The sequence below is a fragment of the Paraglaciecola arctica BSs20135 genome (assembly GCF_000314995.1).
Taxonomy (GTDB): domain Bacteria; phylum Pseudomonadota; class Gammaproteobacteria; order Enterobacterales; family Alteromonadaceae; genus Paraglaciecola; species Paraglaciecola arctica.
Genome location: NZ_BAEO01000031.1, coordinates 19,239 through 34,304 on the forward strand (window position 1 = coordinate 19,239; position 15,066 = coordinate 34,304).

The 15,066-nt window shown below is 38.9% G+C and carries 17 protein-coding genes; 12 read left to right on the forward strand and 5 right to left on the reverse strand.

Translation table 11 applies throughout. The annotated features are described in order from the left end of the window. Nucleotides 1-167 precede the first annotated feature (167 nt). From ccoN to uspE, 9 genes are all read left to right on the forward strand, one after another. Nucleotides 168-1,601 carry a cytochrome-c oxidase, cbb3-type subunit I gene (gene ccoN, locus GARC_RS11795; protein WP_007620236.1) on the forward strand — a complete coding sequence of 478 codons (1,434 nt, stop codon included), beginning with the start codon at nucleotides 168-170 and terminating at the stop codon, nucleotides 1,599-1,601. 12 nt (nucleotides 1,602-1,613) lie between these two features. Then, a complete protein-coding gene (gene ccoO / locus GARC_RS11800; RefSeq protein WP_007620237.1) occupies nucleotides 1,614-2,219 on the forward strand; it encodes a cytochrome-c oxidase, cbb3-type subunit II in 606 nt (201 codons plus the stop codon). Between the two features lies 1 nt (nucleotide 2,220). Then, a complete protein-coding gene (locus GARC_RS11805; protein WP_007620244.1) occupies nucleotides 2,221-2,394 on the forward strand; it encodes a CcoQ/FixQ family Cbb3-type cytochrome c oxidase assembly chaperone in 174 nt (57 codons plus the stop codon). Continuing rightward, nucleotides 2,387-3,343 carry a cytochrome-c oxidase, cbb3-type subunit III gene (gene ccoP, locus GARC_RS11810; protein ID WP_007620246.1) on the forward strand — a complete coding sequence of 319 codons (957 nt, stop codon included), beginning with the start codon at nucleotides 2,387-2,389 and terminating at the stop codon, nucleotides 3,341-3,343. Before GARC_RS11805 ends, ccoP begins: the two co-directional genes overlap by 8 nt. Nucleotides 3,344-3,424: 81 nt before the next feature. Next, nucleotides 3,425-3,916: a FixH family protein gene (locus GARC_RS11815; protein WP_081587541.1), complete on the forward strand. Its 492-nt coding sequence runs from the start codon at nucleotides 3,425-3,427 to the stop codon at nucleotides 3,914-3,916. Between the two features lie 4 nt (nucleotides 3,917-3,920). Then, nucleotides 3,921-6,290 carry a heavy metal translocating P-type ATPase gene (locus GARC_RS11820; RefSeq protein ID WP_039989464.1) on the forward strand — a complete coding sequence of 790 codons (2,370 nt, stop codon included), beginning with the start codon at nucleotides 3,921-3,923 and terminating at the stop codon, nucleotides 6,288-6,290. A gap of 12 nt (nucleotides 6,291-6,302) precedes the next feature. Further along, nucleotides 6,303-6,494, forward strand: coding sequence for a cbb3-type cytochrome oxidase assembly protein CcoS (gene ccoS, locus GARC_RS11825; RefSeq protein WP_039989465.1), 192 nt, complete (start codon nucleotides 6,303-6,305; stop codon nucleotides 6,492-6,494). Continuing rightward, on the forward strand, nucleotides 6,487-7,158 hold the full coding sequence (locus GARC_RS11830; protein WP_039989466.1) for a sulfite exporter TauE/SafE family protein: 672 nt from the start codon (nucleotides 6,487-6,489) through the stop codon (nucleotides 7,156-7,158). The genes ccoS and GARC_RS11830 overlap by 8 nt, the downstream gene beginning before the upstream one ends. Before the next feature lie 98 nt (nucleotides 7,159-7,256). Then, nucleotides 7,257-8,186 carry a universal stress protein UspE gene (uspE, locus tag GARC_RS11835; protein WP_007620252.1) on the forward strand — a complete coding sequence of 310 codons (930 nt, stop codon included), beginning with the start codon at nucleotides 7,257-7,259 and terminating at the stop codon, nucleotides 8,184-8,186. Nucleotides 8,187-8,188: 2 nt separating this feature from the next. On the opposite strand, the gene GARC_RS11840 is transcribed toward uspE, so the two are convergent. Both GARC_RS11840 and GARC_RS11845 read right to left on the reverse strand, forming a co-directional pair. After that, nucleotides 8,189-9,421 (reverse strand): ABC transporter permease, encoded by a 1,233-nt coding sequence (locus tag GARC_RS11840; RefSeq protein WP_007620255.1) that lies wholly within the window; start codon nucleotides 9,419-9,421, stop codon nucleotides 8,189-8,191. Beyond that, nucleotides 9,411-10,094 carry an ABC transporter ATP-binding protein gene (locus GARC_RS11845; protein WP_007620257.1) on the reverse strand — a complete coding sequence of 228 codons (684 nt, stop codon included), beginning with the start codon at nucleotides 10,092-10,094 and terminating at the stop codon, nucleotides 9,411-9,413. Before GARC_RS11845 ends, GARC_RS11840 begins: the two co-directional genes overlap by 11 nt. 114 nt (nucleotides 10,095-10,208) lie before the next feature. Between GARC_RS11845 and ttcA the strand changes: the two genes are divergently transcribed. From ttcA to GARC_RS11860, 3 genes are all read left to right on the forward strand, one after another. After that, entirely contained in the window at nucleotides 10,209-11,120 is a 912-nt protein-coding gene (gene ttcA, locus GARC_RS11850) for a tRNA 2-thiocytidine(32) synthetase TtcA (RefSeq protein WP_007620260.1), read from the forward strand. Nucleotides 11,121-11,136: 16 nt separating this feature from the next. After that, nucleotides 11,137-12,147, forward strand: coding sequence for a patatin-like phospholipase family protein (locus GARC_RS11855; protein ID WP_007620262.1), 1,011 nt, complete (start codon nucleotides 11,137-11,139; stop codon nucleotides 12,145-12,147). Nucleotides 12,148-12,229: 82 nt separating this feature from the next. Continuing rightward, on the forward strand, nucleotides 12,230-12,760 hold the full coding sequence (locus GARC_RS11860) for a YkvA family protein (RefSeq protein WP_007620265.1): 531 nt from the start codon (nucleotides 12,230-12,232) through the stop codon (nucleotides 12,758-12,760). Nucleotides 12,761-12,839: 79 nt separating this feature from the next. Here the strand turns inward: GARC_RS11860 and GARC_RS11865 are convergent, their stop codons facing one another. From GARC_RS11865 to GARC_RS11875, 3 genes are read right to left on the reverse strand one after another with little or no spacing between them, the layout of a single operon-like run. Continuing rightward, nucleotides 12,840-13,475 (reverse strand): DUF2987 domain-containing protein, encoded by a 636-nt coding sequence (locus GARC_RS11865; RefSeq protein WP_007620266.1) that lies wholly within the window; start codon nucleotides 13,473-13,475, stop codon nucleotides 12,840-12,842. Continuing rightward, nucleotides 13,472-14,299, reverse strand: coding sequence for a glucosaminidase domain-containing protein (locus tag GARC_RS11870; protein ID WP_007620267.1), 828 nt, complete (start codon nucleotides 14,297-14,299; stop codon nucleotides 13,472-13,474). The genes GARC_RS11865 and GARC_RS11870 overlap by 4 nt, the downstream gene beginning before the upstream one ends. Next, entirely contained in the window at nucleotides 14,292-15,059 is a 768-nt protein-coding gene (locus tag GARC_RS11875) for a hypothetical protein (RefSeq protein WP_007620268.1), read from the reverse strand. Before GARC_RS11875 ends, GARC_RS11870 begins: the two co-directional genes overlap by 8 nt. Nucleotides 15,060-15,066: the final 7 nt, after the last annotated feature.

Here is a 15,066-nt window from a genome sequence, read left to right on the forward strand (position 1 = left end):
TTTTATCTTTCTTTTTTAAATAGATAACCTTATTATATATAAGGTTATCTTTGTATATTATTTTTAAAAACAAATGCTTAGCAAACAATTAAAAAACAACCTTGAGTTGTTTTTTAATTGTAAGAAGCCTGTAAATTTATCGTTAACAAGTGTGGAAGATTCATTAAATGAGTGAAGCTATTCAAGTTCATCCCGAATACAACTATAAAGTAGTTCGGCAATTTGCGGTGATGACCGTAATATGGGGAATTGTTGGTATGAGTGTTGGGGTGCTAATTGCAGCTCAACTATATTGGCCAGCACTGAATTTCGATACTCCATGGTTAACTTTCTCTAGATTAAGACCGCTTCATACCAATGCTGTGATCTTCGCCTTTGGTGGAAGCGCCTTATTTGCGACTTCTTTCTACGTAGTTCAGCGAACCTCGAATGTTAGATTGTTCAGTGACAAACTAGCTTCATTTACATTTTGGGGCTGGCAACTGGTCATAATTTTAACAGCGATAACGCTGCCAATGGGTCTGACATCAACCAAAGAATATGGTGAGATGGAATGGCCTATTGATATTTTGATTACCATAGTTTGGTTGGCTTATTTGATTAATTTCTTTGGCACAATGGTCATCAGAAAAGTCTCTCACATATATGTGGCCAACTGGTTTTTTGGGGCATTTATCATAACAGTTGCAGTACTACATATAGCCAACAGTATGGCTATTCCTGTTTCTCTGACCAAGTCTTACTCTATATACGCTGGCGCCGTTGATGCTATGATCCAATGGTGGTATGGACATAATGCAGTTGGGTTTTTCTTAACCGCTGGCTTCTTAGGTATGATGTATTATTTTGTACCCAAACAAGCTGGACGACCTGTTTATTCATATCGTTTGTCAGTAGTACATTTTTGGGCGCTAATATCCCTTTATATCTGGGCTGGCCCTCACCACCTTCATTACACTGCCCTACCAGATTGGACACAGTCTTTAGGTATGGCAATGTCTATTATCCTATTCGTCCCTTCTTGGGGTGGCATGATAAACGGAATTATGACGTTATCGGGTGCTTGGCATAAGTTGCGAACAGACCCTATTTTACGTTTTCTAGTTGTATCCCTTTCCTTCTACGGTATGTCTACTTTTGAAGGGCCAATGATGGCAATTAAAACCGTTAATGCATTATCCCATTATACCGATTGGACTATAGGTCATGTACATTCTGGAGCTTTGGGTTGGGTTGCAATGGTATCTATTGGTTCAATTTACCACCTTATTCCTATTCTGTTCGATAAGCCCAGAATGTATAGTATTAAATTGATCAACGTGCATTTTTGGTTAGCTACAGTAGGCGTTGTGTTATACATAGTTGCTATGTGGATGTCAGGTGTTTTACAAGGTTTGATGTGGCGCGCAATTAATGCGGATGGCACCTTAACTTATAGTTTTGTGGAATCTCTTGAGGCTTCTAAACCATTCTATCTGGTACGTTTCTTCGGTGGTGTTTTAGTTGTAGCTGGCATGTTAATCATGGCTTACAACGTATACAGAACCATTAAAAGTGATAGCGAAGAATTGGCAATTGAACCAGAAGTACAACCGGCTTAAGGAGGTCAGACTATGAAAAATGCACATGCGTTAATTGAAAAAAATGTAGGCCTATTGGCTGTTCTTATTCTGGTTGCCATTAGTTTGGGTGGCATGGCGCAAATTACTCCGCTTATGTTTCAACAACAAATGATGGAGCCAGTTGATGGTTTAGAACCTTATACTGCGTTGCAAATGGAAGGCAGAGATATTTATATTCGTGAAGGTTGTGTGGGTTGTCACAGCCAAATGATCCGCCCTTTCCGTTCTGAAACGGAACGTTATGGTCATTACTCAGTTGCCGGTGAATCTGTATGGGAACATCCATTTTTGTGGGGTTCAAAACGAACTGGTCCTGATCTAGCGCGGGTTGGTGGTAGATACAGCGATGATTGGCATAGAATTCACCTAACTAACGCAAGGGATTTAGTTCCTGAATCTAATATGCCTGGTTTTCCTTGGTTATTAGAAAACACTTTAGACGGTGAATTAACAGCAAAAAAACTATCTGTGTTTAGAGATTTTGGCGTGCCATATACCGATGAAGATATTGCTGGCGCTAAAGAAGCTGTTAAAGGTAAGACTGAAATGGTCGCACTAATCGCCTATTTGCAATCTCTTGGCACGGCGTTGAAATAATATGGATTATGCAATTAGTGGCAGTATATACACAGTATTAGTATTTGTGATTTTTATTGGAATTGTGTTGTGGGCCTATAGTAAAAAGTCAAAAGCAAGTTTTGACGAGGCCGAAAAGCTTATCTTTGATGATGAGCCACAACAAAATAAGCAGGAGTCTAAAGTAGATGAGTAGTTTTTGGAGTATCTGGATCACTGTCATTACATTGGGGACAATATTAGGTTGTTATTTATTGCTTCGCTGGTGTTTACAGAATAAAACAGGTGTTGCAGAAGGTGATGATATGCATCATGAATTTGATGGCATTGTCGAACTCAACAACCAGTTACCTAGATGGTGGACGATATTATTCTACGTTTGTATCGTTTGGGCACTTATTTACTTAGTCTTATATCCTGGCTTAGGCAATTATAAAGGATTGATTAATTGGCAAAGTTCTAATCAAAACATTCAATCATTGGCCGAGTCTAAAGCCGCAGTTGAGGCAAACAAAACTAATGGTGTAATAAATCAATATGATAGGGAAGTTGAATTTGCTGATGAACTTTTCGCTCCTATTTTTGAAGGATATTACAAAAAAACGATCCCTGAATTGGCTAAAGATGCAGAAGCATTAAAGATTGGGCAACGTTTGTTTAGTCAAAATTGTTCACAATGTCACGGTTCTGATGCTCGTGGTCAAAGAGGTTTTCCAAATCTGAGTGACGATGATTGGTTGTACGGTGGCTCACCAGAGAAAATCACTGAAACCTTAATGAATGGCCGTCAAGGCATGATGCCTGCGCAATTAGATGCAATGGGTGAAAAAGGTATTCAAGAATTAGTGGCTTACGTTTTAAGTTTAAGTAACAGACCAGACTTAGATCAAGCTATGGTAGACGCAGGCCAAGCTAAATTTGCTATATGTGCAGCCTGTCATGGCCAAGACGGAAAAGGAAATCAATTGTTAGGCTCAGCTAACCTGACTGACCAAATTTGGTTATACGGAGGCACAGACAAAGCGATTACAGAAACCCTTACTTACGGTCGTAATGGTGTTATGCCATCATTTAGAAACACCTTAGGTGAAAAGAAAGTCCATCTGGTCGCCGCATACGTATACAGTTTGTCGCAAGACAAGTAGTAACGAAGTGGTATACTAAAAGCCCCGTTTCTACGGGGCTTTTTATTTTTTATTTGTTTTAACATTGAGTAGTTTCTTTTCATGCAATCTGACATTCCTAAAATTTGGTACAAACAATTCTGGCCTTGGTTTCTCATAATCGTGCCACTTACATCTATGGTGCTTAGTTTTACTATGATGAATTTGGCATTTAATAGTGAAGACAGCATGGTCATTGACGACTATTACAAAGAAGGAAGAGCTATTAATCTAAAGATACACAAACTGCAGCAGGCCGAGCTCCTCAATATATCGACTAAGGCGCAAGTATTTGCAGATTATGTTGAAGTTATCTTTATCAGTGGTGCGCCTGAAAATGGTGAGGCACTCACTTTAGACTTTCATCATTCCACTCAAGAATTTAAAGATTTCTCAGTAACTTTGTTACGAGATGCCAGCGGCACATATCGTGCGCCCTTTACCGAAGGGGTTTCAGGAAAGTGGCAAATAAGCTTACATCCTTTTGATGGAAACTGGAAAATTCAAAAAGTAATTTCCCTGCCACAAGCAACACCATTTGATTTAAATCCCTAACACGATGCAGCCTAAGTGTTTTCACTGTGGTTTGGATATACCTCCACAGTTCAACTACCACACTAATGTACTAGGGAAACGACAAGCCTTTTGTTGTCCTGGTTGCAGTGCAGTGGCCGAGGCAATAGTTAAAAATGGCTTGGAAGATTATTATCATTATCGAAGTGAGTTTGCTGAAAAGGCTGCTGAGAACGAAGATGAGTTGTTGCAGAAACTCAAAGTATTTGACGATGAAAGTATATTGCAGGAATTTGTAGAAAGTCAGCAAGATGCTAGCGAAATTCAACTAACCATTAGCGGAATTAATTGCGCTGCATGTGGATGGTTAATTGAGAAACAACTGGCTAAATTAAGCGGCGTACTGAAAGTCGGCGTTAATGTATCGGCCAGACGTGCAAGCGTGACATGGAATAATAAAAAGTTAAAACTCAGTCAAATATTGAATCATATTGAAAACATTGGTTACCACGCTAAACCATTTCAGCCAGAGCAACATGAAGCGTCGTTCAGACAGGAAAATAAAGCATTTCTAAAACGTTTAGGTTTAGCAGGGTTAATGACTATGCAAGTCATGATGTTAAATGTAGGCGTATTTTTTGATTTATTTGGACATATAGATCCACAAACAAAACAATATTTTAATTGGATTAGTCTACTGCTAACCACCCCCGTTATTCTTTATTCGGCTTCAGGCTTTTATTCGAGCGCAATCAGGGCACTGCGCGCCAAAGTCGTTAATATGGATGTACCTATTACACTGGCATTAACGTTAACCTATGTGTCTGGGGTATTTGCCACAGCACAAAATAGCGGACAAACCTATTTCGAATCTTTGTGTATGTTTGTGTTTTTGTTACTTATTAGCCGTTACCTTGAACACAGTGCTCGCTACAAAGCCTCTCAACTGTCAGCGAATATGCTGGAATACATGCCCTCCACCGCCAATTTACTTGTTGGCAATCAAATAACGCCTGTACTGGCAAAGTCTTTAGTTGCTGAGCAACTAGTATTAGTTAAGTCCGGTGAAATGGTACCCATAGATGGAGTAATTTTAGAAGGTGAAGGTCAATTGGATGAGGCCATGTTAACCGGTGAATTTGACTTGGTCAGTAAGTCCATTGGAGAAACTGTTTTTGCTGGCACGGTAAACCAATTAGGCACCTTAACAATTAAGGTTAACAAATCCTTAAAAAACTCCATGCTTAATCAAATCAACATATTACAAAACAAAGCTTTATTGAGTAAGCCTAAGATAGCTAGTTTAGCTGACCAATTTTCTCAATACTTCGTTATGGCAGTACTGGTGATTTCCCTCAGCAGTTATATTATTTGGTTGCAAATAGATGCTTCTCAAGCACTGTGGATCACGATTTCAATCCTTATTGCCACCTGTCCCTGTGCCTTAGGGTTGGCAACTCCTTCAGCGCTATCATGCGCTGTTGCGCATTTAAATAGTAAAGGAATATTATTAAAACGTGCTGATGCCCTAGAACAAATATCGCAAGTGGACTGGGTTGCTTTAGATAAAACAGGTACTTTAACAGAGGGGAAATTTACTATTGCTGAATTTTTTTGTGCCCCAGAGCTAGATAAAGCACAATGTTTGCAAATGGCTGCCAGCCTAGAGCAATATTCATCTCACCCTATAGCAAAAGCCTTTTCTGAGTTACCTTGCGGATATTTAGTATCAGATTTTTCAGCAAAAATAGGTCAAGGTGTAACAGGCACTATTGATGGAGTCAGCTATAAACTAGGCTCACAACACTTTATTGGTTTAGACGTGCCGATTCAGATGCAAAGTTGCAATGCATTTTTAACTACTGTCGATAAGGTTCTGTGCGGATTTTTGTTAACCGATAAAATTCGTACAAGTAGTGTTGAGCTAATAAATGCCATTAAGGTTAAACAGCTTACCTTGCTAAGTGGTGATATCCCATCTGTGGTAGAAAGTGTCGCCAACACATTAAAAATCCCTAACTGGCTAGCGCAACAAACACCTGAAGATAAACTAAAAGTAATTAAACAAGCACAAGCCAATAAACATGTGGTATTGATGGTAGGTGATGGTATCAATGATGGACCTGTCTTAGCCCAAGCAGATGTATCAGTGACCTTAGGTGCGGGCTCTGATTTAGCAAAATCATCGGCCGATGTTATTTTGTTAGACAACTCCTTGGAAAAAATCGGCTTAGTATTCGCCATTGCTAAACGTTGTAAGCGCAAAATCATCCAAAATATGAGCTGGGCACTAGGATATAATCTATTAATATTGCCATTAGCAGTCACTGGATTATTAAGCCCATGGATGGCAGTAGTGGGCATGTCCCTAAGTTCGTTAATTGTGGTGGTTAATTCCATTAGGCTTTTAAAATAATCAGGAGTAGTTTTGAGTATCATTTACGTGTTAATTCCCTTAGCAATACTACTTGTGTGTATTGCCATTGCGGTATTTTTTTGGGCCGTTAAATCGAATCAATTTGAAGATCTAGAACGCCACGGCAGCAGCATTTTGTTTGACGATGATCTACCTAAAAAAACCTCCAAGACACAATCAAAATCAAACCAAAGCAATGAATGACATTAGTTTTATTTCGGCTTTCCTTATTGGTTTAGCTGGAGGCGTACATTGCGTTGGGATGTGTGGCGGGATAGTTGGTGCTTTTGCATACGCAGTGCCTAAAGACTCTTCCATGCTTGCATACACTTTGGCCTACAATTTTGGTCGAATAACCAGCTACGTCTTAGCAGGTGCAATAACTGGCTGGGCCGGTTATTTGTTTGCAAACCAAATCAATCAAGGCATTGTCATTTTGCAGTTTGTTAGTGGCATTTTTCTGTTTCTGTTAGGATTATATGTTGCTGGTTGGTGGCAAGGTCTTACTAAAATTGAAAAACTTGGTAGCAAGTTTTGGCAAGTTATCCGTCCTTGGTCGAAAAAATTATTACCCTTTAAAAGCCCATTACACGCCCTACCCTATGGCATGATTTGGGGCTGGTTACCCTGTGGATTAGTTTATTCTGTGTTAACTTGGTCCTTGGCCAGTGGCTCTGCGTTACAAGGTGCCATCATCATGGCTGGCTTTGGTTTAGGCACTTTACCCATAATGATATTAATGGCAACTGGTTTCGAAAAAATTCAGCACGTTATCCAAAAACCGAAAGCAAAGGTCATAATGGGACTACTTTTAATGGTATTTGCTACAAATCAATTATTCCAAGCTATATCGGGTTCAATTCAATAATATTTTGATGTTTTTAATAGTTAACAACTGGTAAGTTCTTAAATAGTTTCATAAGCTTAATACACTTCTCCCTAGTTAATATAATCAAAAGGTCGGGTATGAATTATCAGAGAATATTAGCCGTTATTGAGCCAGAACTTTCCTCACAAAAATCACTATCTAGAGCAATTGAAATAGCCCGAATGAACGGCGCCAGTATTACTGCGTTCTTAACTATCTATGACTTTTCATACGAAATGACTACTATGCTGTCGATGGACGAACGTGAAAATATGCGCCAGGCAGTCATCGATGATAGAACGGAGTGGTTGGTAAATATTGTCTCAGAGCAATTCAAGACTCCAGGAGTGAACATCGATGTAAAAATCGTTTGGCATAACCGACCTTATGAAAGCATTATTTTTGAAGTGATAGACAAGGGTTACGATTTAATTGTTAAAGGGACTCAGCAACACGATACCTTAAAATCAGTTATTTTCACTCCTACCGATTGGCATATTATGCGCAAAGCGCCTGTTCCAGTATTGTTAGTAAAAGAACATGACTGGCCATTAGGAGGTCAAATTATTGCAGCCATTAACGTAGGAGTAGATGTCGAAGAACACAAATCTTTAAATGAAGAAATCACCAAACAAGCACTTCATTTTGGTAAGTTATTATCTTCAAATGTACATTTGGTGAATTCGTATCCCGGCACACCTGCCAATATTGTTATCGAAATTCCAGAGTTTGATCCTACTTCTTATGATGAATCAGCGAAGCAACATCATGAGCAATGTATGCAAATTCACGCTGACAAACACCATATAAACAAAGAACATTGTCATGTGCATATCGGCTTACCAGAAGATGTGATCCCCAAATATGCTGAACAATTAGATGCAGAATTAGTGGTACTGGGGACTGTTGGCCGACAAGGTATTTCTGCCGCACTGATAGGTAACACGGCAGAACATGTAATTGATAAACTCAATTGTGACGTATTGGCGATAAAACCAGAGGGTTTTGTATCACCAGTAAAATGTTAGTACTATTGTTTTAAACCACTAATTAATGATTTTTTATAGGCCAATACTGCTGGAATAAAAGATAACAAAACCGCGGCAGCGGCCACAATCGAAAAGAATCGTCCTACAGCAACCAAGTTAACAACTGGGCTGATATATAAAGCAAAGTATTGTTCAAGCAATGGCTGGCCAAGCAACAACCCAACTGTCACTAGTAAATAACCTGCTAATGCACCAATTAATGTGAGTATTAGTGCCTCAGCGACAATCAGTAAAATAATAATGTGTGCCTTAGCACCCAAGGCTCGTAACACTGCTAACTCTCTTTCTCTCTCTTTCATAGACGCCAACAGCATAGTGGTCATACAAATGAGTGCTGTAGCTAAAATCAGCCACGAAATGATCCTTAAGCTAATTTCCACTACCCCTACAATTTTCCAAAGCTCCCGTAAGGCCAAGGCGGGTAAAATGGCGCTAAGAGGTTCTGGTTTATATTGATTAATATCGCGCTGCAGTTTTAAAACCGCAATTTTACTTTTACTCCCTAATAAAAATGCACTGAGCTGGGGTTGATATGTGTTGCCTAAAGGCACTTCCGATAATAATTCGTTATGAATATGTTGTCTTTGATGCAGAATATCGATGCTTTGTAAGGGGATATACAAAGACTGGTCAGCCGGAGTGCCCGTTGGTTTTAATATACCCACTACCTTGAAAGGATGTTCGTCGTGATGAGTAAAACTCACCTTACCAGTGCCATGAGACATTACTAGGGATTGATTTAGGTTATATCCTAATTTTCGAGCCACATCGGCGCCTAACACTACTTCATATAGATATTTAAAAGCCTCACCTTGCTTAAAAGAAATCTGTTGTTTATCGCCATACTTAAAATATTCGAAATAGTCAGCTGTAGTACCAATCACCGAAAACCCTTGATGGGAATCTCCCATCGACAGCGGCACCGACCAAGCCACTTGGCTATTATTTACAATATCTTGGTAACTTTTCCATTGAATGTTATTACTTGGATTACCAATTTTAAACACTGAAAACAATAACAAATTAATCCCACTGGTACGGCTTCCTACAATCATATCAACACCAGATATGGTGCGTTCGAAGTTGTTCTTTACCTCAGCACGCAAATGTTCAACACCTATAAGTACCAGCATACTAATAGCAATTGAAGTACAGGTAAGTATTGCCATAACCCGCCGCGACCATAAACTTGCTAGCACCAGTTTAAGCAACATGGATCTCACTCCCTTGTTGCTGCAACTGAGCTAAACTCAGTTGTTGATCAAAATGTGACGCTAAAGACAAATCGTGACTAACAAAAATAACGGTAGAGGATTGAGCACAGTCTAAAAGTAACTGAATAAATTGTTCTCTGGTTTGGGTATCTAAGGCAGATGTAGGCTCATCGGCAATAATTAACTCTGGTGATCCATACAATGCTCTAGCCACTGCAACACGTTGCTGTTGTCCAACACTTAACTCATTGGCTTTTTGTTTAAGTAGCATGCTACTTAGCTCTAAGCGCTCACATATTGAAGCTAATTCCTCAGAAGAAGGCGCCTGCTTTACACTCCTAAATCGTTGCGCCAAAAGTATGTTTTGCTCCGCAGATAAATAAGGTAATAAATTAAACTGTTGAAATATGATGCCAATATTATTTGCTCTAAAAGCATCTTTTTGCCTTTGGCTCAATTTGGCCATGTCTTGTCCTAAGACTTGTATATCACCTGTATAACGATTTTCAATGCCAGAAATTAAATTAAGTAAGGTAGACTTACCTTCCCCTGAACGACCATGTAAGAACACCTTTTCTCCGGTCTTAACCTGCCATTTAGGTATACGAAGAGTAAAATCACTTTGTTTTGACCAAGTAAAAACTAAGTCTTTTATCGATAAACTATGAAGCATAAAAACAACATATCCATTAAACAAAGGTTTAGTTAAGAAAGGTCAGAGTTTTCCAGTATAATTGCCCAATAAACTGAGGCAACCCTTTTAGTCGACAATATATAAGCCGAATTCATGAATCAATTATCCAGCATTAATCAAAAAAACACATCCAGTTTTAATAAATTACAAAAACGCATCAGGCATAACACAGGTAAAGCCATAGCTGATTTTAATATGATTGAAGATGGCGACAAAGTAATGGTCTGCTTATCTGGCGGTAAAGATAGCTACACTATGTTGGATGTTCTACTACATATGCAAAAAGTAGCGCCGATTTCTTTTAGTATTATTGCGGTTAACCTAGACCAAAAACAACCAGGTTTTCCCGAACACGTGTTGCCAGAATACCTAACTAAGCTTGGTGTTGATTTTGAAGTGGTTGAAGAAGACACATATTCAATCGTGATTGATAAAGTACCAGAGGGTAAAACAACCTGCGCCCTGTGTTCTCGCCTGCGCCGAGGGATTTTATACAACACTGCCACTCGTTTAAACGCAACTAAAATTGCTCTGGGTCACCACAGAGATGACATGTTAGAGACACTTTTTTTGAATATGTTTAATGGCGGACAACTTAAATCCATGCCACCTAAACTAGTCAGTGATGATGGCAAACAAATGGTCATTCGACCTCTTGCTTATTGTGCTGAACAAGATATCTCAGCCTATTCACAACACCTTGAATTTCCAATCATTCCTTGCAATCTCTGTGGCTCTCAAGAAAACCTGCAACGAAAGGTCATTAAGGGCATGTTGCAAGATTGGCAGCAGCGTTTCCCAGGTAGAATAGAATCCATGGCTAAAGCGTTACAAAATGTGGTGCCTTCGCACTTAGCAGATAACAGCGAGTTTGATTTTGTAAATTTAAAAACTCAATCAATGCCCTTTGTAAATGGGGATATTGGTTTTGACCCTCCTGAATTTACCTCTCCCGATCTAATAAAAGCTCATAAAGCAGCTTCACTCGACATAACAAACATTTAGGATTACGAATAAACATATGAAAATCGGTTTAGCATTAGGCAGCGGTGCAGCGCGTGGATGGGCACATATTGGGGTGATCCAAGCTCTGGAGGAAATGGGGATCGAGATAGATATAGTCTCGGGGTGCTCTATTGGCTCATATGTAGGTGCGGCATACGCTTCTGGAAAATTACCTGAGTTAGCAACATGGGTCGAGAGCCTCACAGAGTGGCAAGTTTACGCTTTGATGGGAGTCGGTTTTCACAAAGGTGGCCTAGTGAGTGGACTAAAAGTTTTTAACGCTCTGCAAGAAAACTTTTCATTTGAAACCTTTGAAGAGTTACATAAACCATTTGCGGCAGTTGCTACTGATTTATACAGTGGCCGTGAAGTTAATTTTGTAAGTGGCTCTGTAGTTCAAGCGGTTAAAGCCTCCTGTGCTATTCCCGGCTTGTTCCCACCAATTTTGTTTAATAATAGATGGATGGTTGATGGAGGCGTAGTCAACCCTGTACCCGTTAACATGTGCAGAATGTTAGGTGCAGACATAGTTATTGCGGTCAATTTAAGTGCAGACTTTAGACCACAATCAATCGTTAAGAGCCAAATAGACCATGGCAATAATCAAAAGAAAACTTCTGATTTTTTTAAACGTAGCCAGCAACAAATACAGCAATGGTTTAAAAAAGGGGGCGAGGCTGAACCAGAGCCAGTAGAACAAGACGTAATTGCTGACGAGGAATTTTTAGGGATACTTGAGCCGGCCAATAGTGAACAAGAAAAAAACCAAGATTTACCGAATGAAACGCAGATCCAAGTGCCCCCTGCCCCTTCTATTATCAACGCTATGACAGGTTCGTTAGACATTTTATCTGCAAGGGTCACCCGCTCCCGCCTTGCTGGTGATCCACCTGATATCCTAGTTGAACCACAGCTTCGTGATTTTGGTATGATGGAATTTTATCGAGCATCTGAACTAATCGAACACGGCCGTTCCAGTGTTCACAGAATTGCAGATCAAATTAAGTATCAATTGGGCTCTGAATAAGCGCAATATCTCAATTGTATAATTGACAGAGTCTCGACTGCTCTTTAAGGTATACACCTAAAATAAAACAAGGATTGCAACCATGTCCATACAAATTAGTTTCGAACTCTCTGACAGTGACTTAGATCATTTTCGTACAATGATGTTAGCCGCTATGGAAAAAGCCAAAGAATTACCGCCGGCCGAAGTGTTGGAAAAAGCACGCGCCGTCTGTGCACAAATGGAACAGGCTAATTTGCCTGATTTTGTTAGACACAGAATGGAATCTCTCGAAACCCTTATCTCTGCCTTAGAAGATCCTGAATGGCAAATGCCTGAAGATGAAAAAAGTGAAATTTTGACATCACTGGCTTATTTTAGTGAGCCAGAAGATTTGGTACCCGATAACATCCCTGGTTTAGGTTATGTGGATGATGCCATTATGATCGAATTGGTTATTCAGGAATTATCACAAGATTTATCAGCTTATAGACAATTTTGTAGCTTCAGAACAACTGAAGAAAATCGCAGAGGCTCTGAAGCTAATATTAATAGAGATACTTGGTTGTCTAGCAAAAGAACTGAACTTCGTTCTAATATGCGCCGCAGTCGCCGTCTATTTTCTAGAAGATAAAACGAATCAATCACTTGATGCAGGGTATATCCCTGCATTTTTTTTCACCTATAACCTGAGTTCAAGTTAACTAACTGGTTTATTTCTCAACAATAGCCGTTATGCGTATCGGTTTATTGGGTAGTTCCAAGCCATGCTGTTGCATCAACCATTTTTGACTCAAGGCTATCTCTCCATTTTTATCAAGTAAGCTTTGTAATTCGGTCGGAAAATTCACTGCTGTGTCAAAGTGGAATAATAATCCCTTTGGCGAAGGCATCATAAAAGACAAAAATCCGCCCATCTCTTCAAAAAATGCCTGATATTGATTAAACAATAATAACAACTCTTCATGACTGTATTGGGTTTTCAAAAAACTCGGTAATGTTTCTAACTGTACTGACATATCACATTGATTCGCCTGATCATTTAGCTCAATAACTACCTTGGCTTTAGCCATTTTAAGAATTTTATCTGTGGGTACAGTAAAGCGATAATTGTTTTCTACGTTTAATGGAAGCGTTTGTTTTTGCGTGACTATTTGTGCGCTACTAACATGACACAGCCGTTTCTCTGCAATATGCATAAATCCAAAAGCAAATCTCAATGCAGCAGTACTTGGATCATCAAGTTTCTTAACATGGCTGTAAAAACTTGAATATTCTACTTCTAAGGTTTCGGCAACTGCATCTGTACTTAAAATTATATATCCCAAAACAAATAAAATTATTTTCAACTTGCTGTATCCATATATTGTGTATTGACTCGTAACATACTTAACAATTCATCAATGTATTCCTGTCCCCGCTCAGAATAGCTTGATAAGCCTGCAGTTAAGGCAATTGCAGTAACAGGCTTGCCTTCCTGTCTGAGGTTTTGTCTAATTATTCGTAAATCTTTATAAGCATAGTGACGATTAATATTACGAATATAAGTCATGACAGCATGTGGTAAGTCTTTAAACCTTGCAACTTCATGGACTGCTTCATCAGTACGTTGTTTAGGCACAAAACCACAGCCTTCTTTAAAACACCAAAGACCAAAAAAATTGTAACCCTTTTGGGCAAACCTTGACGTTCCCCAGCCAGACTCATTCGCTGCCTGAACCAAAACAAGTGCCTCTGGGATAGTGTCAACTCTTCTTACTAAGGTTTCTAAGGTTTGCTCTACCGACTGCACTTCATCACTTGAAAACTTATATTTTTTTGCTAATTTATCAAATACTTTTTGTTGGTGTTTATTAAACCCTTGTTGTTTCATAAACACTTCTTGTAACGCAAATACCATCTCACGTTCTTTTAAAACAATTGCATTTTGCCTTTGAATTTCAGGTTGTAAATATTCGAAAAAAGCACGCTTTTTCTCAGTAACATCTGAATAATCAGAAAATTTGGGCACCGCTTTTTTGCTGCTTTCTAATGGAGCGATGTGTAAACCTTCAAGACTAATAATATCTTCAACCTCATCATCTTTGCTGCTAAGCTGCTGAAGAATAACGATTAAAATCACAGTAACAACAACAACTATAGTCACAAGCGATGTTTTAATTAATTTAAGCATGAAATACTGTCTCATCTTGTTTAGGTTTATCTTTAACACTACGCACTTTCACACCAAATAGTTCGCGGTATAAGATACCTTTCATGTTAATAAAAAAGGGAATTATCCAGATATAGGCAAAACCTAACGATAATGCACCTAAAAACAAACAACAGTAATAAATCAGATAAAACATTGAAAGTGGCATCCAATACTTGTGAAATACTCTTAAAGACTGGATCACACATTGACTTGGAGCCAGTCTTTTTTCAATCAACAACATGATTGAAAATCCTGTTGCAAGATTGGTATAAATTAGCACCGCCATACCTAACAAAACACTGATTTGCGATCCAACAAAAGACCCAACATCTGAAATCGCTACTAATAACAACGCCAGTAAAATCACTAACACAGAGCCCATAACGTTTTTTAGAATGGACAAAAACCTTGGTTTTATCCCTACACTATGAGAAATACCTAATAAAAACATGGTTGCAATTATCGGGGTAGTCACAATTACGCCTGCTACTTTTAGGCTAATCATCATACTCGGAGGCACAACATTTAAATCAGTAATGCCGAAGACTGATTGCAACACCCAAGCAAATATAATGGCAATAAAAAATAACAATAACACCCCATGTAAAACGGCTGTTTTAGTGTTCTTTGATAACTCCCAAGCTTCTTTGACCATCGCCTTAAGATCCAATTGGGTTTCACCACTTAGAGATTTTTCAAGGCTGCCGCCCTGTATTTCAAATTGTTTTTGTTCTTCCACTTTATTC

Excerpts from the sequence above, each read along its gene's own strand:
- uspE (WP_007620252.1), top strand. The coding sequence starts at position 7,257 with ATGAATTATCAGAGAATATTAGCCGTTATTGAGCCAGAACTTTCCTCA.
- GARC_RS11860 (WP_007620265.1), top strand. The coding sequence starts at position 12,230 with ATGTCCATACAAATTAGTTTCGAACTCTCTGACAGTGACTTAGATCAT.
- ccoP (WP_007620246.1), top strand. The coding sequence starts at position 2,387 with ATGAGTAGTTTTTGGAGTATCTGGATCACTGTCATTACATTGGGGACA.
- ccoO (WP_007620237.1), top strand. The coding sequence starts at position 1,614 with ATGAAAAATGCACATGCGTTAATTGAAAAAAATGTAGGCCTATTGGCT.
- GARC_RS11815 (WP_081587541.1), top strand. The coding sequence starts at position 3,425 with ATGCAATCTGACATTCCTAAAATTTGGTACAAACAATTCTGGCCTTGG.
- GARC_RS11870 (WP_007620267.1), bottom strand. The coding sequence starts at position 14,299 with ATGCTTAAATTAATTAAAACATCGCTTGTGACTATAGTTGTTGTTGTT.
- ttcA (WP_007620260.1), top strand. The coding sequence starts at position 10,209 with ATGAATCAATTATCCAGCATTAATCAAAAAAACACATCCAGTTTTAAT.
- GARC_RS11845 (WP_007620257.1), bottom strand. The coding sequence starts at position 10,094 with ATGCTTCATAGTTTATCGATAAAAGACTTAGTTTTTACTTGGTCAAAA.
- GARC_RS11820 (WP_039989464.1), top strand. The coding sequence starts at position 3,921 with ATGCAGCCTAAGTGTTTTCACTGTGGTTTGGATATACCTCCACAGTTC.
- GARC_RS11855 (WP_007620262.1), top strand. The coding sequence starts at position 11,137 with ATGAAAATCGGTTTAGCATTAGGCAGCGGTGCAGCGCGTGGATGGGCA.
- ccoN (WP_007620236.1), top strand. The coding sequence starts at position 168 with ATGAGTGAAGCTATTCAAGTTCATCCCGAATACAACTATAAAGTAGTT.
- GARC_RS11840 (WP_007620255.1), bottom strand. The coding sequence starts at position 9,421 with ATGTTGCTTAAACTGGTGCTAGCAAGTTTATGGTCGCGGCGGGTTATG.
- GARC_RS11830 (WP_039989466.1), top strand. The coding sequence starts at position 6,487 with ATGAATGACATTAGTTTTATTTCGGCTTTCCTTATTGGTTTAGCTGGA.
- GARC_RS11805 (WP_007620244.1), top strand. The coding sequence starts at position 2,221 with ATGGATTATGCAATTAGTGGCAGTATATACACAGTATTAGTATTTGTG.